Source organism: Hymenobacter koreensis (assembly GCF_039541855.1).
In the GTDB taxonomy this organism is placed as follows: Bacteria; Bacteroidota; Bacteroidia; order Cytophagales; family Hymenobacteraceae; genus Solirubrum; species Solirubrum koreensis.
Window position 1 is genome coordinate 439019 of the sequence record NZ_BAABHA010000010.1, and the last position, 23560, is coordinate 462578.

Annotated in this window: 20 protein-coding genes; 15 read left to right on the forward strand and 5 right to left on the reverse strand. The window is 57.9% G+C overall.

Going from position 1 to position 23560, the window contains the following annotated elements:
- Position 1 precedes the first annotated feature (1 nt).
- A complete protein-coding gene (locus tag ABD903_RS15880; protein ID WP_345225889.1) occupies positions 2-1042 on the reverse strand; it encodes a prohibitin family protein in 1041 nt (346 codons plus the stop codon).
- A gap of 526 nt (positions 1043-1568) precedes the next feature.
- Between ABD903_RS15880 and ABD903_RS15885 the strand changes: the two genes are divergently transcribed.
- The 3 genes from ABD903_RS15885 (at position 1569) to ABD903_RS15895 (ending at position 6110) form a co-directional block, all read left to right on the forward strand.
- Complete coding sequence (locus ABD903_RS15885) at positions 1569-1805, forward strand: CPCC family cysteine-rich protein (protein ID WP_345225891.1); 237 nt, start codon at positions 1569-1571, stop codon at positions 1803-1805.
- A 168-nt stretch (positions 1806-1973) separates the two neighbouring features.
- Positions 1974-5453, forward strand: coding sequence for a methylmalonyl-CoA mutase family protein (locus ABD903_RS15890; RefSeq protein ID WP_345225892.1), 3480 nt, complete (start codon positions 1974-1976; stop codon positions 5451-5453).
- Positions 5454-5654: 201 nt separating this feature from the next.
- On the forward strand, positions 5655-6110 hold the full coding sequence (locus tag ABD903_RS15895; protein WP_345225894.1) for a carboxypeptidase-like regulatory domain-containing protein: 456 nt from the start codon (positions 5655-5657) through the stop codon (positions 6108-6110).
- 148 nt (positions 6111-6258) lie between these two features.
- Here ABD903_RS15895 and ABD903_RS15900 read toward each other — a convergent pair whose 3' ends face one another.
- Entirely contained in the window at positions 6259-6573 is a 315-nt protein-coding gene (locus ABD903_RS15900) for a hypothetical protein (protein WP_345225895.1), read from the reverse strand.
- Between the two features lie 361 nt (positions 6574-6934).
- Positions 6935-7273, reverse strand: a complete 339-nt coding sequence (locus tag ABD903_RS15905; protein ID WP_345225897.1) for a hypothetical protein — start codon at positions 7271-7273, stop codon at positions 6935-6937.
- 569 nt (positions 7274-7842) lie between these two features.
- Between ABD903_RS15905 and ABD903_RS15910 the strand changes: the two genes are divergently transcribed.
- The 4 genes from ABD903_RS15910 to ABD903_RS15925 all read left to right on the forward strand — a co-directional run bounded on the left by ABD903_RS15910 (position 7843) and on the right by ABD903_RS15925 (position 11582).
- Positions 7843-8622, forward strand: coding sequence for an isocitrate lyase/PEP mutase family protein (locus tag ABD903_RS15910; RefSeq protein WP_345225898.1), 780 nt, complete (start codon positions 7843-7845; stop codon positions 8620-8622).
- On the forward strand, positions 8622-9677 hold the full coding sequence (locus ABD903_RS15915; RefSeq protein ID WP_345225900.1) for a bifunctional transcriptional activator/DNA repair enzyme AdaA: 1056 nt from the start codon (positions 8622-8624) through the stop codon (positions 9675-9677). The genes ABD903_RS15910 and ABD903_RS15915 overlap by 1 nt, the downstream gene beginning before the upstream one ends.
- A 555-nt stretch (positions 9678-10232) precedes the next feature.
- Complete coding sequence (locus ABD903_RS15920) at positions 10233-11252, forward strand: CUB domain-containing protein (protein WP_345225902.1); 1020 nt, start codon at positions 10233-10235, stop codon at positions 11250-11252.
- Positions 11253-11309: 57 nt separating this feature from the next.
- Positions 11310-11582, forward strand: coding sequence for a hypothetical protein (locus ABD903_RS15925; RefSeq protein WP_345225904.1), 273 nt, complete (start codon positions 11310-11312; stop codon positions 11580-11582).
- Between the two features lie 239 nt (positions 11583-11821).
- Here the strand turns inward: ABD903_RS15925 and ABD903_RS15930 are convergent, their stop codons facing one another.
- On the reverse strand, positions 11822-12742 hold the full coding sequence (locus ABD903_RS15930; protein WP_345225905.1) for a methyltransferase domain-containing protein: 921 nt from the start codon (positions 12740-12742) through the stop codon (positions 11822-11824).
- A gap of 490 nt (positions 12743-13232) precedes the next feature.
- Here ABD903_RS15930 and ABD903_RS15935 point away from each other — a divergent pair, with 490 nt between their 5' ends.
- The 3 genes from ABD903_RS15935 (at position 13233) to ABD903_RS15945 (ending at position 17082) form a co-directional block, all read left to right on the forward strand.
- The gene (locus ABD903_RS15935) at positions 13233-13688 is read left to right on the forward strand and encodes a DinB family protein (RefSeq protein ID WP_345225907.1); all 456 of its coding nucleotides are present in this window, start codon (positions 13233-13235) and stop codon (positions 13686-13688) included.
- 261 nt (positions 13689-13949) lie between these two features.
- Positions 13950-15158 carry an MFS transporter gene (locus tag ABD903_RS15940; RefSeq protein WP_345225909.1) on the forward strand — a complete coding sequence of 403 codons (1209 nt, stop codon included), beginning with the start codon at positions 13950-13952 and terminating at the stop codon, positions 15156-15158.
- A gap of 97 nt (positions 15159-15255) precedes the next feature.
- Positions 15256-17082 (forward strand): peptidoglycan D,D-transpeptidase FtsI family protein, encoded by a 1827-nt coding sequence (locus ABD903_RS15945; RefSeq protein ID WP_345225910.1) that lies wholly within the window; start codon positions 15256-15258, stop codon positions 17080-17082.
- 303 nt (positions 17083-17385) lie between these two features.
- Here ABD903_RS15945 and ABD903_RS15950 read toward each other — a convergent pair whose 3' ends face one another.
- Positions 17386-18264, reverse strand: coding sequence for a universal stress protein (locus tag ABD903_RS15950; RefSeq protein ID WP_345225911.1), 879 nt, complete (start codon positions 18262-18264; stop codon positions 17386-17388).
- A 218-nt stretch (positions 18265-18482) separates the two neighbouring features.
- Between ABD903_RS15950 and ABD903_RS15955 the strand changes: the two genes are divergently transcribed.
- The 5 genes from ABD903_RS15955 (at position 18483) to ABD903_RS15975 (ending at position 23438) form a co-directional block, all read left to right on the forward strand.
- Positions 18483-18620: a hypothetical protein gene (locus tag ABD903_RS15955; protein ID WP_345225912.1), complete on the forward strand. Its 138-nt coding sequence runs from the start codon at positions 18483-18485 to the stop codon at positions 18618-18620.
- A 162-nt stretch (positions 18621-18782) separates the two neighbouring features.
- Positions 18783-19784 carry an alpha/beta fold hydrolase gene (locus ABD903_RS15960; RefSeq protein ID WP_345225914.1) on the forward strand — a complete coding sequence of 334 codons (1002 nt, stop codon included), beginning with the start codon at positions 18783-18785 and terminating at the stop codon, positions 19782-19784.
- Positions 19785-20057: 273 nt separating this feature from the next.
- The gene (bamJ, locus tag ABD903_RS15965) at positions 20058-20687 is read left to right on the forward strand and encodes a BamJ family beta-barrel-assembly machinery protein (RefSeq protein ID WP_345225916.1); all 630 of its coding nucleotides are present in this window, start codon (positions 20058-20060) and stop codon (positions 20685-20687) included.
- A gap of 118 nt (positions 20688-20805) precedes the next feature.
- Positions 20806-21330 (forward strand): hypothetical protein, encoded by a 525-nt coding sequence (locus tag ABD903_RS15970; RefSeq protein ID WP_345225918.1) that lies wholly within the window; start codon positions 20806-20808, stop codon positions 21328-21330.
- Positions 21331-21467: 137 nt separating this feature from the next.
- Entirely contained in the window at positions 21468-23438 is a 1971-nt protein-coding gene (locus ABD903_RS15975; RefSeq protein WP_345225919.1) for a KUP/HAK/KT family potassium transporter, read from the forward strand.
- Positions 23439-23560: the final 122 nt, after the last annotated feature.

Sequence of the window (23560 nt, forward strand, 5' to 3'; positions counted from 1 at the left end):
CTTACTGCGCCAGGGTGTTCAGTATGGGCGTGTCGCCGCCCGAAATGATGGTTTTGGTGTTCTGCGACTTCGACAGCTCGCGGAACGCCTCGATGCCCTTGTAGCGCAACACCTCCTTGGTAAGGCCCTGGCTGATGAGCCGGTTGGTGGTTCGCACGGCGTCGGCCTCAATGCGCATGGCCTCGGCCTGCCCCTGGGCCCGTAGTACCGCGGCCTGCCGTTCGCCTTCGGCCCGCACAATGGCAATGCGCTGCTGGCCTTCGGCCTCAATCACGCGGCGCTCGGCATCCTTGGTTTCGCGCTGCTTCAGGAACTCCATGCGCTGGGCGTCCTGCTCGGCCTCCAGCTTGTCTTCGATGGCCTTGGCCAGCCCGCCGGGCAGCACAATGTTCTTCAGCAGCACGTTCTCGATAACAAAGCCGCGCTTTTCCAGCGTAACGCTCATTTGTTCGCGAATGGCGCGCTCGATGGCAGCGCGCTCGGCGCTGTGCATGTCCTTGGCATAGTAGCGGGCGCATACATCGGCGGCCGCCGAGCGAAACACGGGTAGCAGTAGCACGTCGGCGTACTGCAGGCCCACGTTTTCCAGCATGTTGGGCACTTCGGCACCTTGTACGCGGTAGAGTATGGAAATTTCGGAGCCTACCGTCAGGCCTTCCTTCGACGGGAGGTTGGAGCGAATTTCCAGGTTCTGGGTGGTGGTAGGCACCTTAATAATGGTGCTGATGAGGGGATTAAAAACCTTAGCCCCGGCATACACCACTTGCTTATCCACCTGCCCAAAGCGGCGGCGTACGCCCACCTCGCCCTGGCGCACCACGGTGCAGCTGCTAAGTAAGGCCGCTACCAGCGGCAACGCCAGCAGCAGCCGGCCCGGTAAAAATGCCGGTAGCGAAAGGCGCCGCAGCCGCGTGCGGAAAGCAAACGGCCTGCGCAGTTGCGTGTTTCCGTAAGCGGCACGGGCACTAATTGGAAGCAGGAACTGCGCCGCGTGCAGGCCCCGACGGGTAAAGAGCTTGTGAAACCACACCTGAAGTTTCATGGCTACGAAAAAGTTGAAGTGAGAGAAACGTCTGCGTGCACCGCCGCACGCCCAGCTCCGGAATACCACTACCTCGGTCTGGCCAGAACCAAAGCATGATTATCATGCATGATAGTTTTACTATCATGAACGAAAGTAAGAACATTATGTTTGAATAAACCCAACGAAGCCAATTTTTTTTCGCCGCTCAGCCGTTCCGTTTTCGGACGACTGAATCCGCTTGGCTGATCAGCAGGTTTGCGGCGCTACCCGAGGACCATTCGCTGCTGAAGCGAGGCTGCACGAAGAGCCCATTGGCATGCACAGGCCTCCAATGTTTGCAGCAATTCCTGTACTAAGCAGCTGAGCCGCTTTCGGGGCAGGTCCCTTGGTTACAGGCTGTACCCCGGCCGCGTGCTGGGCCCGCCCTGGCTTAACCTTGCTGCGCTGCGCTGGAGATAGTGCCGCCCGGTGGCTGCTGGATTTAAGCCAGGGCTGATAGAGTCTGTTTATCAGGATGTACGTATATGCTTAACCAAGAATACTCATGAATCCAAACCTAACCTGCGCCTGCTGCGGCTATAAAACCATTGGGCGTGAATTCGAAATTTGTTATGTCTGCTGGTGGCAAAAGGACTCTTATCAAGAAGAAGTAAATCCCGATGATGATGACGGCCCTAATTATGTATCGTTAAAAGTTGCCAGGGAGAATTACAAGCAGTTCCGAGCGTGCGATAGGAAATTTGAAAAACTCGCCAAATCACCTGCGACCTACGACATGTAGGAAATCCAACCCGTAGTAAAGCGGATCCTTAAAAATTGTCAGCCACTTCAAACCGCAAGACACCCTAAGGCTAACGCAACCTATGCTAACACCTGTAAGTCCCGAACGTACCCCGCCGGGGCTTTTTCGTACCTTCGCTGCCCAATTTCCCACTCGCTCCACGCTGCCATGCATCCAGCTCCCGTAGCTCCTTACAAACCGACCAACCACGTCCGCATTGTTACCGCAGCGGCTTTGTTCGACGGCCACGACGCGGCCATCAACATCATGCGCCGCATTATCCAGGCCAGCGGGGCCGAAGTCATTCACCTCGGCCACAACCGCTCGGTGCAGGAAATCGTGGATTGCGCCATTCAGGAAGACGCACAAGCCATTGCCATTACCTCCTACCAGGGCGGCCACAACGAGTTCTTTAAGTACATGTTCGACCTGCTCAAGGAGCGGGGCGCGGGCCATATCAAAATCTTCGGCGGCGGCGGCGGCGTAATCCTGCCCTCCGAAATCGAGGACCTGCACCAGTACGGCATCACGCGCATTTACTCGCCCGACAACGGCCGCGCCATGGGCCTGCAGGGCATGATTAACGACCTGTTGCAGCAGGCCGACTTCCCGACCGGCCAGAACCTGAACGGCGAAGTAAGCCACGTAAAAGAAAAAGACGCCCGCAGCCTGGGCCGCCTGATTTCCGCCGCCGAAAACTTCCCCGAGGAGTTTGAGCGCGTGAAGAAGTTTCTAGTTGACAGTTATCAGTTGTCTGATAACGGCGACCAGAACGACCTGACAACTGACAACCAGCAACCGACAACTAAAAAAGCCCCCATCCTGGGCATTACCGGCACCGGCGGCGCCGGCAAGTCGAGCCTGGTGGATGAGCTGGTACGCCGTTTCCTGAACGACTTCCCCGAGAAGACCATTGCCATCATCTCGGTGGACCCGAGCAAGCGCAAAACCGGCGGCGCCCTGCTCGGTGACCGTATCCGGATGAACGCCATTAACAACCCGCGCGTGTACATGCGCAGCCTCGCCACGCGCCAAAGCAACCTGGCCCTGAGCAAGTATGTGCAGGACGCCGTGGACGTGGTGCGCGCCGCCGACTTCGACCTGATTATCCTCGAAACCTCCGGCATCGGGCAGTCCGACACCGAAATCATCGAGCACTCCGACGCCAGCCTCTACGTGATGACGCCTGAGTACGGCGCGGCCACGCAGCTGGAGAAAATCGACATGCTCGATTTCGCCGACGTCATTGCCCTCAACAAGTTCGACAAGCGCGGCGCCCTGGATGCCCTACGCGACGTGCGCAAGCAGTACCAGCGCAACCACCAGCTCTGGGACAAGCCGCTGGACGAGCTGCCCGTGTTCGGCACCATTGCCTCGCAGTTCAACGACCCCGGCATGAACCGCTTGTACCGCGCCGTGCTGGAAACCGTAGAACGCAAAACCGGCACCACCTTCGCCTCGCAGCTCGAAACCTCAGCCGACGCCAGCGAGAAGGTGTACATCATTCCTCCGCACCGCACGCGGTACCTTTCCGAAATCACCGAAACGATTCGCCAATATGATCAATGGGTGGAAAAACAGGCTGAAGTGGCTCAGCAGCTCTTCGGCCTCCAGCAAAGTCTTCTCGCCGTTCGAAGCCTCGGATCCGGAGCACCTAACACCGGCGGGGGGAGCAGCACAAACGGCCTCGACGCAGGAGCACTCGTGGCCGGCTTGGAGGGCACATTCGAGGAACTCAAGCTCCGGCTCGATGGGCAGAACTGGAAACTCCTGGAGACCTGGCCGCAAAAGGTAGCCGCTTACAAAGCCCCCGAGTTCATCTTTAAGGTGCGCGACAAGGAAATTCGCATCCAGACGCACACCGAAACCCTCTCCCACCTGCAAGTACCCAAGGTGGCCACCCCGCGCTACCAAGCTTGGGGCGACCTGCTGACGTGGATGCTGCAGGAAAACGTGCCCGGCGAGTTTCCCTACACCGCCGGCGTGTTCCCCTTCAAGCGCGAGGGCGAAGACCCCACCCGCATGTTTGCCGGCGAAGGCGGCCCCGAGCGCACCAACCGCCGCTTCCACTACGTGTCGGCTGGCTTACCCGCCAAGCGCCTTTCCACGGCGTTCGACTCGGTGACGCTCTACGGCGAAGACCCCGATTTCCGCCCCGACATCTACGGCAAAATCGGTAACTCCGGCGTGAGCATCTGCTGCCTCGACGACGCTAAGAAGCTTTACTCCGGTTTCAACCTCGCCGACCCGGTTACCTCCGTGTCGATGACCATTAACGGTCCGGCCGCCACCATTGCCGCGTTCTTCATGAACGCTGCCATTGACCAGCAGTGCGAGCTGTACATCCGGGAAAACGGCCTGGTAGACGAGGTCAACCAGAAGATTGACGCCATCTACCAAGAGCTGGGCCAGGAGCGTCCGCGCTACCAGGGCGAGCTACCCGAAGGCAACGACGGCCTCGGCCTGCTGCTGCTGGGGGTAACCGGCGACCAGGTGTTGCCCCAGGATGTGTACCAGCAAATCAAAGCCCGCACGCTCTCCCAGGTGCGCGGCACCGTGCAGGCCGACATCCTGAAGGAAGACCAGGCCCAGAACACCTGCATCTTCTCTACCGAATTCAGCCTGCGCCTGATGGGCGACGTGCAGCAGTACTTCATCACGAACAAGGTGCGGAACTTCTATTCCGTATCCATTTCGGGCTACCACATTGCCGAGGCCGGTGCCAACCCCATTACCCAGCTGGCCCTCACGCTCTCGAACGGCTTCACGTTTGTGGAGTACTACGTGAGCCGGGGCATGGACGTGAACGACTTCGCGCCCAACCTCTCGTTCTTCTTCTCGAACGGCATGGACCCCGAGTACGCTGTGCTGGGCCGCGTGGCGCGCCGCATTTGGGCCAAGGCCATGAAGCTGAAGTACGGCGCCAACGCCCGCTCGCAGATGTTGAAGTACCACATCCAGACGTCGGGCCGCTCCCTGCACGCGCAGGAAATCGACTTCAACGACATCCGCACCACGCTGCAGGCGCTGTACGCCATTTACGACAACTGCAACTCCCTGCACACCAACGCCTACGACGAGGCCATTACCACGCCCACCGAGGAATCGGTGCGCCGGGCCATGGCCATTCAGCTCATCATCAACCGGGAGCTGGGCCAGGCCAAAAACGAAAACCCGCTGCAGGGCTCGTTTATCATTGAGGAGCTGACCGACCTGGTGGAGGAAGCCGTAATGGCCGAATTTGACCGCATTACCGAGCGCGGCGGCGTGCTGGGCGCCATGGAAACCATGTACCAGCGCGGCAAAATCCAGGAGGAAAGCCTGTACTACGAGATGCAGAAGCACACCGGCGAGCTGCCCATCATCGGGGTGAACACCTTCCTCTCGTCCAAAGGCTCGCCCACGGTGCAGCCCGCCGAGGTTATCCGCGCCACCGAGGAGGAAAAGCAGTACCAGATTGCCATGCTGCAGAACCTCCAAGCCCGCAACGCCCAGCAAACCGAAGAAGCCCTGAAGCGCCTGCAGCAAGTGGCCGTGCAAAACGGCAACATGTTCGAGGCCCTGATGGAAGCCGTGAAAGGCTGCTCGCTCGGCCAGGTGACAAACGCGCTGTTTGAGGTGGGTGGGCAGTACCGACGGAATATGTAATTCGCTGCTACATTGGCTAAATGGAAACGGGTGCTACCTTGCTGAGGTAGCACCCGTTTTTATTCTACTAGATATTCGGTACAGATATTACTCGCAAAACTTTAACTGTCATTTCAACTACTTTTAATCATACCTTTTTCAATCAAAAAACAGGCTAAATAAAGTAATGCCATTTCCCAAACGAGCAAAATCTCAAATAATATGAAAATTTTATCCATACTTCTCCTTACATTCTACTCCTCAATTAGCAACCTTTATTCCCAAAGCAAAATCATTAATGGAAGAGTTATAGATGATAATTTAGAAATCTTGCCATACGTGTCAATAATGCTTAATGATTCAGTTCAAGTTGGCAAAACAGATTTAAATGGGTTCTTCCAAATAAGTATACCTATTTCTATTAATAAAATATTCTTTAGTGCTGTTGGAATAGAACCAGCATCCATAGAACTTATGGATAAATGCAATGAGGCAGAAGTTGTAATGATGTTAAGGGGTACTTATTGTTTTAAAACTCTTAAAAAAGCAGATAGACTGCGTATGAAAACATTCATGAAGCTACCAGAATTGCATAGAGAAGCATTCAAAAAGAATATATTTAAAACAAACAACACTTGTTATACACGAGAGTTTATACCTGATTATATTAAAAAATAAATTGATGCTAATAAGAACAATAACTTCCACCCCAACTGGCGCGAGTTTAGCGCAGCGTAACTTGTTACCTGCCCTGACGTGGAGGCTGCGCCTCCACTGCCGCCCCAGCGGCAAGCCGGCACCGCGCTACTTGAAATTATTCAATGTTTTATTTATCGGATGAATTCCGGGAAAGAAAATACACAAACCCTGCTACTACTAAAGGAACACACAAAAAAAACACTGTGAGATATTGATCCGTGTTGTCAGTTCTATTCATATCTGGCACAGGCCAAGAACGATAACCAATAAATGCTAATATAAATGCAATAATAAGTCCTATTGGCTTCAATTCTGATTTTCGCCAGTTATGAAGCAAAAAATACAATGACGTTGCATAGAGGATTACAATAAACAACAGTTTGAAAAGCCCTATTGTAGCAGTTATTGAAGAACCTTCGTCAAGTAACAACATGGCGTACATGAGAACCAATTACTAGAATGAAAGCTGCGAATGGTGTCGGGCAATGGACTGATTGACTCTATTTCAGTTTGACCAGTCATGTCACCTATTGGGGTATTACAACAAGTTAACGCTTTCTCCAACTGGCGCGAGTTTAACGCAGCGTAACTCGTGACCGGCCATGATGTGGAGGCTGCGCCTCCACTGCCGCCCCAGCGGCAAGCCGCTACTGCGCCACTTGAAAATAACCTACACAGGTATCGTTCTGACGGGGGAGGCCCAGCCTCCCGGCATAGCTGGTCACGAGTTACGCTGCGCTAAACTCGCGCCAGTCCCTGCGTACCTAAAGCGGTAGATGCACCGTACTTTTTCGTGGTATTCCCTATTGGGGTACACGATGAGAACGGCACACCAACACCTCCGCTACTACTGTGAGCAAAGCGCCTAAGAGGATGGGCAGTCCAGTAGAATCTTTCCCACCAGTCAGCATAAACAGGCTACCCCACCAAGTCAGACAGCCTACGGTAATTGTGCTAAACAAGCCGCCCTGTAACACCGTGTCCTCGCTCGTATCGGAGCGGAAGTAAGTATAGACCAGCAGAGCCAGTCCGACAGGAACGCCAAAGATGACGAAGATTGCAGTCCAGAGCACTTGGCCCATGCTGCTTCCTTTGAAGGCTTCTGCAAGGGCTGGCATTGTTACTACTAACAGAAAGAACATGCTCAGTAACGTAGCCCGAGCATTGCGACGGGTTGTATAGGAACGAAATGAACGCATCGTGAATCTGTGTGGTAGCTGAATTGATGCAGCAAGCTAATTTATATCCAACAAGCACTCGGTGCTGTACTTTGCCTTGCAATAGAAGCTTTTCTCGTGGCCTAGCGGCAAACTGTTTCTGCAACTCTACTGCACGCGCGGGTGGCAGCTGCGGCCGCTTGCGAGTAAGCATGGCTGGGTGCCTATGTGAAATAGAGAAGGATGTTGCGTTGAATTAGCTCCAGCTATAACTGTTCTGTCCATCGTAACCCCTCGACTGGCGCGAGTTTAGCCCCCCAACTGGCGCCAGTTTAGCGCAGCGCACCTGACGTATCACCCGGGCCAGATTAACTACCACCGGCGTTTGCTCGACGCTGAGCTGCAGTAGCTCATTAGGCTACCTGCCTGATGCACCCGCTTAGGTGATGCTACCCCGCGTCGAATGTATTTGCAGGAGGCAGGCAAAAAATGCTTGTCGTTTTTTCGGTTGCCGGGAGCGGTACGTGTCCTCGTCCTTTGCCGAAAAAAGGCCCATGACTACCTCCTATCAGCGCTTCCGAGCACTCCACTACCAAACCGGGCCGCTCCTGCTGCCCACCATCTGGGACGCCCGCAGCGCGGCCGTCAGCCAGCAGCAGGGCTTTACGGCCGTAGGTACTTCCAGCGCGGCTATGGCCAGCATGCTGGGCTACCCCGATGGCGAGCAAATGCCTTTTGCCGAGCTGCGCTACCTGGTGGAGCGCATCTGCAAGAGCACCACGCTGCCGGTGTCGGTAGATATGGAGGGAGGCTACAGCCGCCAGCCAGCCCAGATCGGGCAGCACATCCGGGAATTGGCGGCCCTCGGCGTAGCCGGCCTCAACCTGGAAGATTCGGTGGCCGCGGCGCCCGGCCAGCGGCAGTTGCTGCCGCCCGAGGCTTTTGCCACTACCCTGGCCGAAGTGCGGGCCGGTCTGGCGGAAGCCGGCGTGGAGGTGTTCATCAACGTACGCTCCGATACCTACCTGCTTCAGGAGCCGCAGCCCCTGGCCGCCACCCGGCACCGCCTGCGCCTCTACGAAGCCGCCGGAGCCGACGGCCTCTTTGTGCCCGGCCTCACCGAGTTGGCCGACATCCGCGACCTTTGCCAGGCCACGCCGCTGCCCCTCAACCTCATGGCTCTGCCCACCCTGCCCGACTTTGCAACCCTGGCCGCGGCCGGGGTGCGGCGCCTGAGCATGGGCAATTTTCTGCTCGAAGCCCTGGGCCAGCGCCAGCAACAGCTAAGCCAGCAAATCCGCCACGACCAAACTTTTGCCGCCCTGTTTGCCTGATGAGTACTCCGTTGCCTGCCTCCGCCCACGAATGCTACCGCGCCCTGGTGGCCAAAGACGCCACCTACGAAGGCCGTTTCGTGGCCGCCGTGAAGACCACCGGCATCTTCTGCCGTCCCACCTGCACGGCCCGCAAGCCCAGGCCCGAAAACGTGGAGTTTTTTGCCACACCCAAGGAAGCCTTGCTGCGCGGCTACCGGGCCTGTAAAGTGTGTACGCCGCTCACCCCGCAGGACGAAGCTCCGGCGGCCATGCAGGCGCTGCTGGAGCAATTGGCTGAGCAGCCCACGGTGAGGATAACGGACGAGGCCCTGCGCCAGCAGGGCCTGGAGCCGGCCACGGTGCGGCGCTGGTTCAGGCGCCAGCACGGCCTTACTTTCCAGGGGTACCAGCGGCTGGCCCGCCTGAACCACGCCTTCAAACGCCTGCAGGGCGGGGATACGGTGACGGCTGCGGCTTATGACAGTGGCTTCGAGTCGTTGAGCGGTTTTCAGGATTCGTTTAAGGCCGTATTTGGCGCGGCCCCCACTCACAGCCGCCAGCAGCAGCTCATCCACCTAACCCGGCTGGATACTCCGCTGGGCACCATGCTGGCCTGCGCCACCGAGCAGGGCATTTGCCTGCTGGAATTTACCGACCGGCGCATGCTGGAAACCGAGCTGCGCGACCTGGCGTCCCGACTCCGCGCCACCATCGTGCCCGGTGCCAATCCGCACTTCGAGCTGTTACGCACCCAGCTGGCGGAATACTTTGCGGGCCAGCGCCGTGAATTCTCGGTGCCGCTGCACACGCCGGGCACCGAGTTTCAGCAGGCCGTGTGGCAGGAGCTACGGCAGATTCCCTTTGGGGCCGTGCGCTCGTATGGGCAGCAGGCCCTGGCCCTGGGCCGCCCTACGGCCGTGCGTGCCGTAGCCGCGGCCAACGGCCTGAACCGCGTAGCTATTCTGATTCCGTGCCACCGCGTTATCGGCGCCGATGGGCAGCTCACCGGCTACGGCGGAGGCCTGTGGCGCAAGCAGAGGCTGCTGGAGCTGGAGCAGCAATCGGATAGGTAAGCTTGTTCGCCTCGTCAGGCATCCTCAGCCGCATTTGCCTAGGTTTGCCCTTATGCGCATGGCTATCAAACGGTTGAAAAACGTTCTGCCAGTCCTGGTGCTGGGTATAGCCGTCTGCTCTTCACGCCAACTGGCGCGAGTTTGGCGCAGCGTAACTCACGCCCAGCCATGAGGCAGAAACTCTAGCCTCCACTGCCGCTCCAGCGGCCAGCCGGTACCGTGCCGCTTGGAATCATCCGGGCGGCAAGGACTGTGTTAGCGCCTACTCAGCCGCTAGCAGCGCCGCTACTTCCTGTTTCGGCTGCGGCAGGTGGCGCGCCACAACGCTCGAGGCCCATTTCATCCGACACGACATCGTAGCCGTGAATGCTGCGGTTGCGGGCCAATGCGTAGTCGTTAAACAGCCGGCGGAAGTGCAGCTAGAAGGCTTCCCTTGCGGCAGGCGGCTGCCTGGTATTTTGGGCCGCATTGGTAATATTGCATATAAGAATATTGCCTCGCTGCCGGCCTTTCCTCGGTTTGGCGCAAACCCTTTTTGCCTCCCCTACCCACGCTATGAAAGCATTTTTACTCCCTGGCCTGCTTGTTCTGCTGTTGGTACTAACGGCTGGCGTGGCCCGGTCGCAGACGTACCCCCTGGCTACTTCAGGCACCAGCACCATCACTACGTGCAGCGGTACCATCACCAACACGAGTGCCGGCGGCCTGTACCCGCCCGACCAAAACGTAACGCTAACCATTCGGCCCGCCACCGTGGGCAGCAAAGTATCCTTCACCCTGGCCAATACCTTCATTGAACAGGGCTATGATTTTCTGAGCATATACAATGGCAGCAGCACTGCCGCCCCCTTGCTCGCCACGCTCACTGGCAACGTTAGCGGCACCTACACCGCAACCGCCGCCGATGGCAGCCTCACCATCGTCTTTCAATCGGACGCCATTATCCAGTACCCGGGCTGGACGGCCACCATCGCCTGCGTGCAACCCCCGCCCCGCGTGGGTATTGGCACCAGCAGCCCTACGCAGGCCCTGGAAGTAGCCGGGCAGGTGTTCAGCAACACAGGAGGCTTCCGCTTCCCCGATAACTCGGTGCAAACCACCGCCGCCAGCGCCCCGGACAATCTGGGCAACCACACCGCCACTCAAAACCTGCGCCTCAACGGCAACTGGCTGTCCAACGACGGCGGCAACGAAGGTTTGCGCATCGACAACAGCGGCAACGTAGGCGTGGGCACCGCCACCCCCAGCGCCCGCCTCGAGGTAGCCGGCAGCAGCGGCAGCCCGGCCCTGCGCCTGAGCAACGGCACCATGGTACTAAGTGTGTCTACGGCCATGGCGCCCACCACGGCCAGCACGCTGAGCGTAACGGCGGCCGTGCACTATTTTGTAAACAACGCTAACCCGAACGGCAACGTGACGCTAAGTACCACGGGCGCCCAGGAAGGCCAGGTGCTGCTGGTAGGTAATTTCGACGCCCAAGCGCTGACGGTGGCCTACGCCACTTCTTCTACCTCTATTCCAGCCAACGGCATTGCGCAATTTGTGTTCCTGAACAGCGGCTGGCGGCTGCTTTAGGCGGCCTGTTCCCGCGAGCGAAGCAGGAAAAAAATGGGGCGCCTGCAGCAAGTGACCGTGCAAAACGGCAACATAGAGGCCCTGATAGAAGCCGTGAGAGGCTGCTCGCTCGGCCAGGTGACCAACGCGCTGTTTGAAGTAGGCGGCCGGTACCGGCGGAAACGGATCAGAACGCTGTTCCAAGGCAGTCAAGACCTAAACGTATTTTGGGTAAGCGACGAAGGCGTGTACATGCTTCGTGCAGACAACGTCATCACGCTTAAAGCGGCCTTTTTTGGCGGTCCTGCGCAAGTATATGGTGGCACGCTGACGCTGTTACAGGTTCGGTAACGGCTTCCGGTGCTCACCACATCCCAACGGTGCAGGTTTAACGCAGCGTAACTCCTGACCAGCCATTACGCAGAGGCAGCGCCTCCATCACCGCCCCGGCGGCCAGTAAGCTTCAGTCCATTGTTGACATCAGGGCGGCGCAACGCACCATTCGAGGCAAGTAGACAACACCAAGCACAAATATACTTCTATGGCCTCAGACGATTCCACACCAAAACTCGGGGCCAAAGCAGGAAAAGCTAATCCCGTTTCAGGTGCAAAAATAGATTTACATTCTCTGGTTCGTGGCCCACATTAATGTGCTCGTCTTTGAAACCAGCCTGTTTGGCCAGTTCCATTAACTCATCACTCGTACGGTGATTCAGAAACCACTCGCCAAACAGCTCCATGTACAACCTGCTGGGGTTATGCTCCTGGTTGAAGTTACCAATCACGATTTCTCCTCCGGGCTCTAACCACCTGGAAATCGATTTTAACACAACTACAAATTGCCGATCATTGAAATAGTCGAACAGGCCGGCAGACCAAATAAGATCGAATTTAACAGTGGCTTTGTAGAGCAATATATTCTTGTTTACAAAGTCAATTTTACTAGCAAACTCCTTATTCAGTAAACCTGCGTAATAAATTGCTTCCCTATCGAGCTCCACACAAGTTGTTACAACTTTAGAATTTGGGTTTTCGATATAATATTCAAACAGGTCCCTCCCAGGACCACTTGCAATATTCAATAACTTCCCTTGACCATGTATCTTCTGCGATACTACTTTTTTAAAGTAATCTTTTCTGTTCCTCACGGCCTGAGCTGCAGAATTAGCAAGGGAATAATCGTCCCATTTACGATATTCACGAGAGGCGTTACGTGTATATATTCTATCTATGATAGAGAAGTCGCCCGCATAACCGTACGGCTTTTGGCAAATGTGCCCCATAATTGACTTTACATCATTCAACAGCTGCATATTCCGAACGAAACCAGATACGGCTTCCTTTTCTATCTTCTGGTCTGTAATCCTCTGACCTAATTCATTTACCAACATAGTAAAGCTTTGATATTCTTCTTCCTCGGGGCCATTGTTCGCAATATAGCGTTGGATTTCGCTGATAATTTCCGGGTTCTCTAACTGTGTTACGTCTTCCAGAATTGGGGTGGTTTTCATGGGTGAAATCGGCTTAAGGCAGAATTACCTACCAGTGGAAATGTTTTCAGGATTATTACGTCACAAAATTAATTTACACGGGTTTTCCCTCAGTCACATAATCATGTAGATCAGCAACTACAGACCATAACATATAATGTGGAGAAGCCAGTACAGCGGATTTGCAGACGCGGTATCGTTCAACTGGCACTGGTTTGAGGCAGCGCAACTTGTGGCCGGCCAGTACTTGGAGGCTGCACCCCGTTGTTAGGGCAACCATGGTGGTAGACCAATGTTGATTTTGTTGTTGAGGTGCGCGCTGGTAATCAGGTTCCGCTTTTTGCTCTCTGCTATGGGTGCTTCCATCTGGGACTTGCGTGGCTTCCAGTAAAAGCTGTTTCCGCTGCGCCTCCGGCAAAAGCGGTGTTGCCGCCTACGGCAAAGAATGTGTTGCCTATTTAGGGCTCATCTTGGCGTACCGGTCCCGTACCCCAACTCAAACGCGCAAACCATGCTCACCGATACCCTCCGCCCGCTCTTCCGCCGCGACCTGAACCGCGTACAGCAGGAACTCACCCAGTACCGCGACGAGCACAACATCTGGCACGTGGCCCCCGGCATAGCCAATTCCGCCGGCAACCTGTGCCTGCACCTCATCGGCAACCTGAACACCTACATCGGCGCCGAACTAGGCGGCGTAGCCTACACCCGCCACCGCGAACTGGAATTTTCGCTTAAGAACATTCCGCGGCCCGAGCTACTGGAGAAGCTGGCCGAAACGACTCGTATTGTGGATGATTCGCTGAGCAACCTAGCGCCCGAAAGGCTGGCCCAGGAGTACCCCCTCCTCGTTTTCGAAGAAAAGACCTCGACCGAATACTTCCTCGTTCATCTGGCCACGCACCTCACCTACCATTTAGGACAGATTAATTACCACCGCCGAATGCTCGATGCCGGGCCGCAATAGCAGGTGTGGCTACGCGCTAAAGCGGGACATTCCCTTTACAAACAGCTCATCTGGCAAACACTTGTCAGACTTCAAAACACCACGGCGTTGAGCATTCTTTCAGGAGCTTCTTCTTCCCTGAAGCCTTTTCTTGCTTACTACCAGCTTCAGCAAGCACCACCAATGCCCACGGGGCAATGCTATGCCGGCGCCTGTGCAGCGGTTTCAACTGCCGAAGCTGCATCTTAGCGGCCCCGACCTTTACGCTTCCCCTTTCCCTACATGCTCCGGGCTTCCCATCCCGCCACGCCGCGCGTCCTGCCGGTTATCGTGCTGGCCCAGTTTTCCTGTACCTCCCTCTGGTTTGCCGGCAACGCCATTGCGCCGGAGCTGGCGGCCTTGGTACAGCAGCCGCCTGCCTTTGTGGCGCACCTCACCAGCGCGGTGCAGTTTGGTTTTATTACCGGCACGCTGGTCTTTGCTCTGCTCGCCATTGCCGACCGCTTTTCGCCTTCCCGGGTGTTTTACCTCAGCGCCGTAGCCGCGGCCATGTGTAACCTTGGCCTCAACCTCCGCGGAGCCGACGCCGGCAGCCTGCTCGCATTACGGTTTCTGACGGGCTTTTTCCTCGCCGGTATTTACCCGGTGGGCATGAAAATAGCCGCCGATTATGCCCCCACCGGCCTGGGCAAATGGCTGGGCTTCCTGGTGGGCGCGCTGGTGCTGGGCACGGCTTTCCCACACCTGCTCAAGAGTCTCGCCGCGCAACTGCCGTGGCAGGCCGTGGCCTGGACCACCTCTACCCTCGCCGTGCTGGGCGGCTTGGCCGTGCAGCAATGGGTACCCGATGGGCCGTACCGTAAAACCGGGCAGCGCCTGCAGCCCAATGCCTTTCTGAGTGGCTTTCGGCTGCCCCGCTTCCGCGCCGCGGCGTTCGGCTATTTTGGCCACATGTGGGAGCTGTACACCTTCTGGGCGTTCTTGCCGCTTATCCTCGCCGCCTACAACCAAGCGCACCCTGGCGCCGCGCTGCCGGTATCAGCGTATTCGTTTGGGCTGATTGGAGCCGGCGGACTAGCTTGTGTGGGCAGCGGACTGCTCTCACGGGTGGTACCAGCTCGTGCTCTTGCTACCACGGCACTGGCTTTGTCGGGGCTGTGCTGCCTGTTGTCGCCGCTGGTGCTGCGCAGCTCCTCGCCCGCCTTGCTGCTGGGTTTTCTGCTGTTTTGGGGGCTGGTTGTTGTCGCCGATTCGCCCATGTTTTCCAGCCTCGTGGCGCAAAGCGCGCCACCAGCTTCCTCCGGCACCTCCCTCACCATTGTAAACTGCCTGGGTTTCGCCATTACCATCGTCAGCCTGCAGTTTACCCACTGGCTGGCCGGCCGGGTGCCCATCCACAACCTCTTTCTGGTGCTGGCCATCGGTCCAGCCCTGGGGCTGCTGGCTCAGCTGCTTGGCCGGCAACAAGCCGTTACGCCACCTCTGAAGTGAGCTTTTCGCAGAGTGCCCTACCGGTTTCGGACAGTGCCGGGCTTGGGTTAAGTACCGCGTGCCGGACGCAAGCCCGGCAATTGCCTAGCTTTACTCCATGCGCACGGCTTTCAAAAACTGGGGAAAAGGCATTATTGCCCTGTTGCTAGGCCTTATGGCCTGCTCCTCTCCCGACCAACAAGCCAACGACCCCACGAAGCCGGCCCAGGAGCCCAACCAGAATTATACCCGGCGGCGCGTAGTGGTTTCCGATTCCCTTTTTCGCGGCCGCATCCTCGACCGCTACGACTCGGTGCTGGTAGCCACCCGGCCCCAATACCTGCTGAAGCTGCCGCGCCGCGCGCCGCTCGACACCCTCGCCCTGGGCCAGTTGCTCGGCTGGGACTCCACAACGGTCCGCAAGCGCATAACCGACGCTCTGCCCTACGGCAAAGCCTCCACCGGTTATCAAGTGCAGCTTAGCCTAACCGCGGCCGAGGTAAAACGCGTACGCCGCGACAGCGCCGCCTGGCCCAAGCTAACCCTCGTGGCGCGCCCGCGCCGCGCGTATACCACCGGCGCGGGCGCCCCCGTGCTGGGCTACACTGGCCCCGAGGCTCAGTCTTTTTTCCGGCAGGCTCGTCGCACCGGTCGCGGCCGCTTCTACCGGCTGCGCAACGGCGGCGTCGAAACGTATTACAACGGCTTGCTTACCGGGCACTGGGGCTACCTGCACCCTCAGCTGGATGAAAAAGGCCAGCAGCACGGTACCTGGGCGCGCGACACCGCCTTTCAGCAGGGCCAGGACTTGCACCTCACCATCGACATCAAGCTGCAGGCCTACGCCGAAAAGCTGCTGGGTGGCCGCAAGGGCTACCTCGTGGCCCTGGACCCGCGCACCGGCGAAATCCTGGCCTACGTGTCGGCGCCGGTGTACCCAGCCGCCACCATCACCGCGCCCGACCAGGCCGGCGTGCGCAACCAGCTGCTCGAGCACGAAGACATGCCGTTGCTCAACCGGCCCGCCATGCTGGCCAACCCACCCGGCTCGGTATTTAAGCTGGTGAATGCCGCCGTGGCTCTGCAGCTGGGCGCCATTACCACCGGCACCGCGTTCCGCTGCGACCAGTCCCTCGTTAGTTGCGTGCACCGGCACCCGGCGGCTAAAAGTTTAACCGCCGGCCTGAAGTACAGCTGCAACCCCTACTTCTACCAGGTCATGCGCAACCTCATCAACCGCGTGCCCGATAGCCTGGCCCAGGATTCAGCCGCCGCCCGGCATGGCAACCTGGCACTTTGGCGCCGCTACGCCCGCTCCTTTGGCTTGGATTCGGCGCTGGGCGTAGACGTAGCGCGCGAAGCTCCCGGATTTCTCCCCACTCCGGCCTATTACGACAAAGCACGCCGCACCCGCTTCTGGACCTACCGCTCCGTGTACTCCCTCAGCCTGGGCCAGGGCGAAATCAACCTCACGGGCCTGCAAATGGCCAACGTGGCGGCAATCGTGGCAAACCGTGGTTGGTATTTTACCCCTCATCTGGTGCGCGGTATTGGGAAAGGCGGCCCGCTGCCGCGCTTCACTCAGAAGCACCACACGCTCATCGATAGCGTCCACTTTGCAGCCTTGGTGCCTGGCATGGTGGCCGTAATGCAGCGCGGCGGCACCGCCGACGCTTCCAGCCTGGCCGATGTGGGCATCACGGTAGCTGGCAAAACCGGCACCGTGCAAAACGACCAGGGCGACGACCACGCCGCGTTCATCGGTTTTGCGCCGGCCGACAATCCCAAAATAGCCGTGGCCGTGTACATTGAAAACGCGGGATTTGGGGCTACGGCCGCCGCGCCCTGCGCCGTGCTGGTGATGGAAAAATACCTGCGCGGCAGCATTGCTCCCCGTCGAAAGCGGTGGGAAGCACGCATTCAGCGCCGTGCCCGCCGCGAGTAGAGCGCAACCGGAGCAAGGATGCTTAACCGGGCGGCGGCAGACGCACCACAAACGTGCCGTAAGTGCCCGTCAAACCCAGAAGAAAGTTGCTACCTGAATGCACACATACCTATGTACTGCATTATTCCTCACGCTTTCACGCCACGGCCCCACAAAAGCCATGAATATTGACCAACAAATCAGCCCCCTCGCTGCCTTGCCGACTATGCTCATCGGTTAAGGCAGTATGGGGGCTGAAAACAGGAATCAGAAGCGTCTCTGTCGAATGGACTAACCTAATAGCCAGCACTCAGGGGATGGAAGTTAGCTGATGCTAGCCGACACAGCTACCTGCGCCGGTGTTACCTTTTCCACTACCGCGTCGGTAGTAGGCAGCAGCAATACGGGTTGCGTAACCCGGCGCAGCACCCGGGCCGTTACGCTTCGGTGAAACAATTGCCCCAGAAAGCTCCGTCGCCGGGCTACCAGTACCAGTAAGTCGGCTTCGTGCTGGGTGGCGGTGCGCAGGAGGCCCGCTTCGGGCGTTTCCGCCAGCGGCTGCTGAAAAGTCAGTTTGGTTTCGGAATCCAACAGTCCGCTGTGCTGCACGGTCCGCAATGCTTCGGTGCGGCTCACACTGGTGTCGGGCGTGGCGGCGCAAGTCAGTACCAGTTGGGCCTGCCAGGTGTTCAGCAATTCCTGAAACAACTCGCTGGCCGGTGGCGCCACGGCAAACGCTTCGCCGTCGATGCCCAGCACCACGTGGCGCGGAATTCGTGAACTCACGGCGCTGGCCGGAACCAGCAGCACCGGCACGTTACCGTATTGCAGCAACGGCAGCGCCCGGTTGGTCAACATCGCCTCTACATAGTTCTCGGCAGCTGAAAGGCCCAGTATTACCAGCCGCGGCCGGTAACGAGCCAGCGCAGTATTCAAAGCCGGCCCGAACGTCCCCTCCACAACCTCAGCAACCGTTGGTACAATCATGTTACCGGCAATGCCTTCGAGCGCGTAGGCCATTTGTTCACGGTTATACTGCAAGGCACTTCCTAAGCCCGGCACCAGGTCGCCGGTTAGCACCGGGGTTTGATGCACGTGCAACAGCACCACACGGGCACCCAACAGCGCTGCCACTTGCGCGGCGTAGCGACGGGCGTTTTCGGCAGCTGGCGAAAGGTCGGTGAGTACTAGCAGGTTTTCCATGGGAGGTGAGGCGGTTGAATTACCCCGTAAAAGTGCGGCTCCCGCCCCCGCCGGCCGATGAGTTTAGTCAGCCTCCGAACCTGATTTTTGTCAGAACTGTGTTTGCTGATCGGAATAGCCGACGCAACAAAACAATGATGCATGCATAACAACTAATTAACTTTTGCGGCGTATCTTTGCACCAAGATTCTGAACATCACTAACATAGAACATAGACAATGAAAAAGACCACCGCCTTATCGACGCTTTTGCTGTTGGGTGGCCTCGGTTCCCTGGGCATCATGGCAATACGTGCGCTGCGCTTCAATTTGCGCATCGATTCGCTCGACGAAGACTGGGCTGACTACTGCTGCTAGTCCCTGCTAAACAGTTCCTTTCGGTAAGCCGGCTCCGCTATTGCGGGGCCGGCTTTTTTTACTGCCCGGCCGCTACCTAACTCACCCAAAGCAGGCTGCGTAGTTTAGCTGCAGAAAAGCACCCTTTCGAATTTTTCCGGCGCAAGCTGATTTTTGCAGATAATGACTCGCCTTTTTGCCTGCCCGCGTTTAGTGGCCGCGTTGTTATTGCTTGGCTTTTCTGCGGGGCCTTACGCGGTGCGGGCCCAGCAACCTGCCGCTCCGCGCGACACATCGTTTACGGTACACAGTGCCTTGGTTAAGGCCAGGAAGCAGTTTCCCGAAATCAGCGTGGCGCGGCCGCCTAAACCGGATAACGTACGTTCCCGGCTGGCGCTAACTTATTGCACCCTACCGACCGGTCGCGAACTGAAGCTGGACGTATTTTACCCCAAAGCCCGGCGCAAACAGCGGTTTCCGGCCGTGCTAATCGTTCACGGCGGTGGCTGGCGCTCCGGCGACCGGTTGCAGCACGCGCCACTGGCCGAGCAGCTGGCGGCCCGCGGCTACGTGGCGGTTACGGCTGAATACCGGCTTTCCACCGAAGCTAAATATCCCGCCGCGGTGCAGGACCTGAAGACGGCCATTCGGTGGCTGCGCGCAAATGCTAGGCGCTTACCCGTTGATACTGCCCGCGTGGCGGTGTGGGGATTTTCGGCCGGGGGGCAGCTGGCGGCCCTTATTGGTACTACCAATGGCGAAAAGCTTTTTGAAACGCCGCCGTACGCTTCGCATTCGAGCAGCGTGCAAGCCGTGGTGGATGCCGACGGCATTCTTGCTTTCATTCACCCAGAGTCGGGGGAAGGCGACGACCGGAAAGCGACGTCTGCAGCCACGCACTGGTTTGGCAGCCCCAAAACCGAAAGCGCCGAGCTGTGGCAGCAGGCCTCGGCGTTAAGCCACATTAGCGCCCATACGCCGCCCTTTCTGTTCATTAACAGCGGCGTGGAGCGCATGCACGCCGGGCGCGACGATTTCCGGCGTCAATTGGAAGCGTTTGGTATTTACAGCGAAGTGCAGCATTTCCCTGGCGCCCCTCACCCCTTCGTGTTTTTTAACCCGTGGTTTACGCCCACCCTGGAATACACGGTTAACTTTCTCGACCGCATGTTTAAAGCCCAATAGCCACGCGGGCCCCTTGATGTGGGGGAAGTAGCTTTAGGTCTTGTGCAGCCTTTAATACCAGTGCCTCAACCCTAGCCCAGCCGAATAATCGGGTTTAAGGTCGACGGCATGGCATCCATGTACTGGGCAAGCTAAGCAACACGGAGCCTTCTTTTTTTGCACCTTCGCCCCGCCGAACCCGTATGGTTTCGGTGCGGGCCAGCGCGATTTTCGCTGAGCGCCCCCGCCTTCCTTTCCAGCGAAATCAGCTCTAACAGCGTCACCCTGCGACCTATGGAATTGACCTCCCTTAAGCAGCAAATCAGCTACATCATCGGCCGCGACCTGGCCCGCAACTTTGCCCAGCAAGGCCTCGACCTGGATGTGGACGTACTGGCTGCCAGCCTGAAAGACGCCCTCAGCGGCAAACCCAGCCAACTCTCGCCCGAGCAGATGCAGAAGGCCATGCAGCAGTTTCAGCAGCAAATGGAAGCAGCCGACCCGCAAAGCGGCGGCGGCCAGCAGAGCGGCAGCGACAACAAAGCGGCCGGCGAAGCATTCCTAGCCGAAAACAAGAACAAGCCCGGGGTGCAAACCCTGCCCAGCGGCTTGCAATACGAAGTACTGAACGAAGGCTCCGGCAAGAAGCCCACCCTCACCAGCTCGGTTACCACCCACTACCACGGTACTCTTATCGACGGCTCGGTGTTCGATAGCAGCTACCAGCGCGGTCAGCCCGCTACCTTCCCCGTGAACGGCGTAATTGCCGGCTGGACGGAGGCCCTGCAGCTCATGCCCGAGGGCTCGAAGTGGCGCTTGTACATTCCGTCCGACCTGGCCTACGGCAAGCGCGGCGCCGGCCGCGACATCGGCCCCGACTCGGCCCTGGTGTTCGACGTGGAGCTGATTAAGGTGAATAACTAGCGTAGCTTGGTAAGGCCGGCCGGAGCCGTTGCTTTCTTAGTAGAGCACCGCTATGGCCGGCCTTTTCTTTTACTTCATTCGTGCTCAACCCGAGGGCGCTTTTACCTGTTGCTCCCCTATGGAGCCATTTTCTTACGCTTCCTTCCTGCCTCCCACCCCGCCGCCCCGCCCTCCCGTGCGCAGCGCCGACGGACGTGTGGAGCTTACCGACGATGTGCTGACCGTGGAAGGCAACGCGTTTTCCTTGCTGGAGCTGGAAAGCGTATCGGTACAATCGGTACGCTGGCTGCTGTGGCTGATGCTGGGCGCGCTCGTGCTGGGCGGGTTCACGCTGGCCTTTTTGCAAAACTGGATTCGTACCCCCACGGCTATGGTGGGCATGGCAGCAGGCGCTTTGCTATTGGCCTGGGGCAACAGGGGCGCCACGCGTTTTGGGTTGCACCGGTTGGGCCGCGAAACTGCTTTCTATGCATTTTCTGGCGAACTAAGCCAATGGCAAAAATTAGCCGCCGATGCGAACCAGCGAATTCAGCAGCGGCATCAGCGGGCCGCCGCCGAAGCCATGGCCCTGCTAACCTGGCAACAAGCGCAGGAACAAGCCGCCGCGGAATCGGCCACGGACGCGCCCTCCACTGGCACCTAAAGGCTTGGTTTAGCGCTTCTTCCCTCTCCTAACCTTACGTAAAGCGCATGCTTGCGGGGCACCCGGCCCTGATGTGCTACCTTTGCGCGCCTCATTTTCGAGGGCGTACTTTCTACTTTTCTTTGTTGTCGCGAACCATGAGTGACACGAAAACGCTGTCCGAAGCCAAGTCTGCTACGGCGCCTCATGCCCACACCGCTATTTCCACGGCGGGTTTGCTTATTGCCCTGGGCATTATTTACGGCGACATTGGCACTTCGCCTTTGTACGTGATGAAAGCCATTGTACCCGGCATCATCACCGCCGATTTGGTGTACGGCGGCATTAGCTGCGTACTCTGGACGCTCACGCTGCAAACCACCGTCAAGTACGTGTTGCTCACGCTGAACGCCGATAACAACGGGGAAGGCGGCATTTTCTCGCTGTATGCCTTGGTGCGTCGGCGGGGGGCATGGCTGTCGGCCGTGGCCATCATTGGCGGCGCGGCCCTGCTGGCCGACGGCGTTATTACCCCTCCCATTTCGGTATCGTCGGCCATCGAAGGGCTGGAGCGGGTATATCCCGGCATTCAAACCGTACCCATCGTTATTGCCATTATTGTAGGGCTGTTTCTGCTGCAAAGCTTTGGCACCCAGATAGTAGGCAAGGCCTTTGGGCCGGTGATGTTCCTGTGGTTTTCCATGCTGGCGATACTGGGTATCATGGGCATTAGCCAGCACCCGGAGATTCTGAAAGCGGTAAACCCCTACTACGCTTACAACCTGCTGGTTAACACGCCGGGCGGTTTCTGGCTGCTGGGGGCGGTATTCCTCTGCACCACCGGGGCCGAAGCTCTGTATTCCGACCTGGGTCACTGCGGCAAAGGCAATATTCGCATCAGCTGGATGTTTGTAAAAACCTGCCTGCTGCTCAATTACTTTGGGCAGGGCGCGTGGCTGGTGGCAAACGAAGGCCAGCCGCTGAACGGCCGCAACCCCTTTTTTGAGCTGATGCCCGAATGGTTCCTGCTCATTGGCATCGGCATTGCCACCATGGCCGCCATTATTGCTTCGCAGGCCTTGATTACGGGTTCGTTCACGCTGGTTTCGGAAGCCATTCGGCTGAACATGTGGCCCAAGGTGCGCCTCAATTACCCCACCGATGTAAAAGGCCAGCTGTACGTGCCCAGCATGAACCGCCTGCTGCTGCTGGGCTGCATTGGCGTGGTGCTGTACTTCGAACGGTCGGAGAACATGGAAGCGGCCTACGGCCTGGCCATTACCATCACCATGATGATGACCACGCTCCTGCTTTCCATGTGGCTGCGCACCAAGCGGGTAGCCGGGCCGCTGGTGCTGCTGTTTCTGGTGGTGTACGGCGGTATTGAGGGCTCTTTCCTGATTGCCAACCTCATCAAATTCCCGCACGGCGGTTGGGTATCGGTGGCCATTAGCCTGTGCCTGATTGGGGTAATGTACGTGTGGCTGCGGGCCTACTTCATTAAGCGGCGCCTTACGGAATTCGTGAAAATAGACCCGTACATGGATGCCCTCAAGGAACTGAGCGACGACGACACGGTGCCGAAATACGCCACGCACCTGGTGTTCATGTCGTCGGCGGAACGGCAGACGGAAATAGAGTCCAAAATCATCTACTCCATCTTCCAGAAACGCCCCAAGCGGGCCGATATCTACTGGTTCGTGCACGTGGACACTACCGACGAGCCCTATACAATGGAGTACAAGGTTACCGAGCTGGCCCCGAACGATGCCTTCCGGGTGACGTTCCGCCTGGGGTTCCGGGTCGAGCAGAAAATCAACCTGTACTTCCGCAAAGTGGTGGAAGACCTCGTGCGCAACAAGGAAGTGGACATCACCTCGCGCTACGAGTCGCTGAGCAAGCAGCACGTTACCGGCGACTTCCGCTTTGTGGTGCTGGAGAAATTCCTATCGGTGGAAAACGAATTCCCCTTGGTAGAAAAGCTGGTCATGCAGGCCTACTTCTACCTCAAGCAGTTCATTCCTTCCGAAGACAAGTACTTCGGCCTCGATACGTCTTCGGTAAAAATTGAGAAGGTACCGCTGGTTATTACGCCGGTGCGCAGCGTGTCCCTGAAACGGGTATACTGATTTGAGAGGATATCAAAACGAGGAAGCCCCGCTGGTTTAGCGGGGCTTCCTCGTTTTTAGTCCTTGCCAAAATACGCGGCTTGCCGAATATTTTCCTTGCCTTTGTGGCGAAAACTGCTTGC

Excerpts from the sequence above, each read along its gene's own strand:
- ABD903_RS15880 (WP_345225889.1), bottom strand. The coding sequence starts at position 1,042 with ATGAAACTTCAGGTGTGGTTTCACAAGCTCTTTACCCGTCGGGGCCTG.
- ABD903_RS15885 (WP_345225891.1), top strand. The coding sequence starts at position 1,569 with ATGAATCCAAACCTAACCTGCGCCTGCTGCGGCTATAAAACCATTGGG.
- ABD903_RS15890 (WP_345225892.1), top strand. The coding sequence starts at position 1,974 with ATGCATCCAGCTCCCGTAGCTCCTTACAAACCGACCAACCACGTCCGC.
- ABD903_RS15895 (WP_345225894.1), top strand. The coding sequence starts at position 5,655 with ATGAAAATTTTATCCATACTTCTCCTTACATTCTACTCCTCAATTAGC.
- ABD903_RS15900 (WP_345225895.1), bottom strand. The coding sequence starts at position 6,573 with ATGTACGCCATGTTGTTACTTGACGAAGGTTCTTCAATAACTGCTACA.
- ABD903_RS15905 (WP_345225897.1), bottom strand. The coding sequence starts at position 7,273 with ATGTTCTTTCTGTTAGTAGTAACAATGCCAGCCCTTGCAGAAGCCTTC.
- ABD903_RS15910 (WP_345225898.1), top strand. The coding sequence starts at position 7,843 with ATGACTACCTCCTATCAGCGCTTCCGAGCACTCCACTACCAAACCGGG.
- ABD903_RS15915 (WP_345225900.1), top strand. The coding sequence starts at position 8,622 with ATGAGTACTCCGTTGCCTGCCTCCGCCCACGAATGCTACCGCGCCCTG.
- ABD903_RS15920 (WP_345225902.1), top strand. The coding sequence starts at position 10,233 with ATGAAAGCATTTTTACTCCCTGGCCTGCTTGTTCTGCTGTTGGTACTA.
- ABD903_RS15930 (WP_345225905.1), bottom strand. The coding sequence starts at position 12,742 with ATGAAAACCACCCCAATTCTGGAAGACGTAACACAGTTAGAGAACCCG.
- ABD903_RS15935 (WP_345225907.1), top strand. The coding sequence starts at position 13,233 with ATGCTCACCGATACCCTCCGCCCGCTCTTCCGCCGCGACCTGAACCGC.
- ABD903_RS15940 (WP_345225909.1), top strand. The coding sequence starts at position 13,950 with ATGCTCCGGGCTTCCCATCCCGCCACGCCGCGCGTCCTGCCGGTTATC.
- ABD903_RS15945 (WP_345225910.1), top strand. The coding sequence starts at position 15,256 with ATGCGCACGGCTTTCAAAAACTGGGGAAAAGGCATTATTGCCCTGTTG.
- ABD903_RS15950 (WP_345225911.1), bottom strand. The coding sequence starts at position 18,264 with ATGGAAAACCTGCTAGTACTCACCGACCTTTCGCCAGCTGCCGAAAAC.
- ABD903_RS15955 (WP_345225912.1), top strand. The coding sequence starts at position 18,483 with ATGAAAAAGACCACCGCCTTATCGACGCTTTTGCTGTTGGGTGGCCTC.
- ABD903_RS15960 (WP_345225914.1), top strand. The coding sequence starts at position 18,783 with ATGACTCGCCTTTTTGCCTGCCCGCGTTTAGTGGCCGCGTTGTTATTG.
- bamJ (WP_345225916.1), top strand. The coding sequence starts at position 20,058 with ATGGAATTGACCTCCCTTAAGCAGCAAATCAGCTACATCATCGGCCGC.
- ABD903_RS15970 (WP_345225918.1), top strand. The coding sequence starts at position 20,806 with ATGGAGCCATTTTCTTACGCTTCCTTCCTGCCTCCCACCCCGCCGCCC.
- ABD903_RS15975 (WP_345225919.1), top strand. The coding sequence starts at position 21,468 with ATGAGTGACACGAAAACGCTGTCCGAAGCCAAGTCTGCTACGGCGCCT.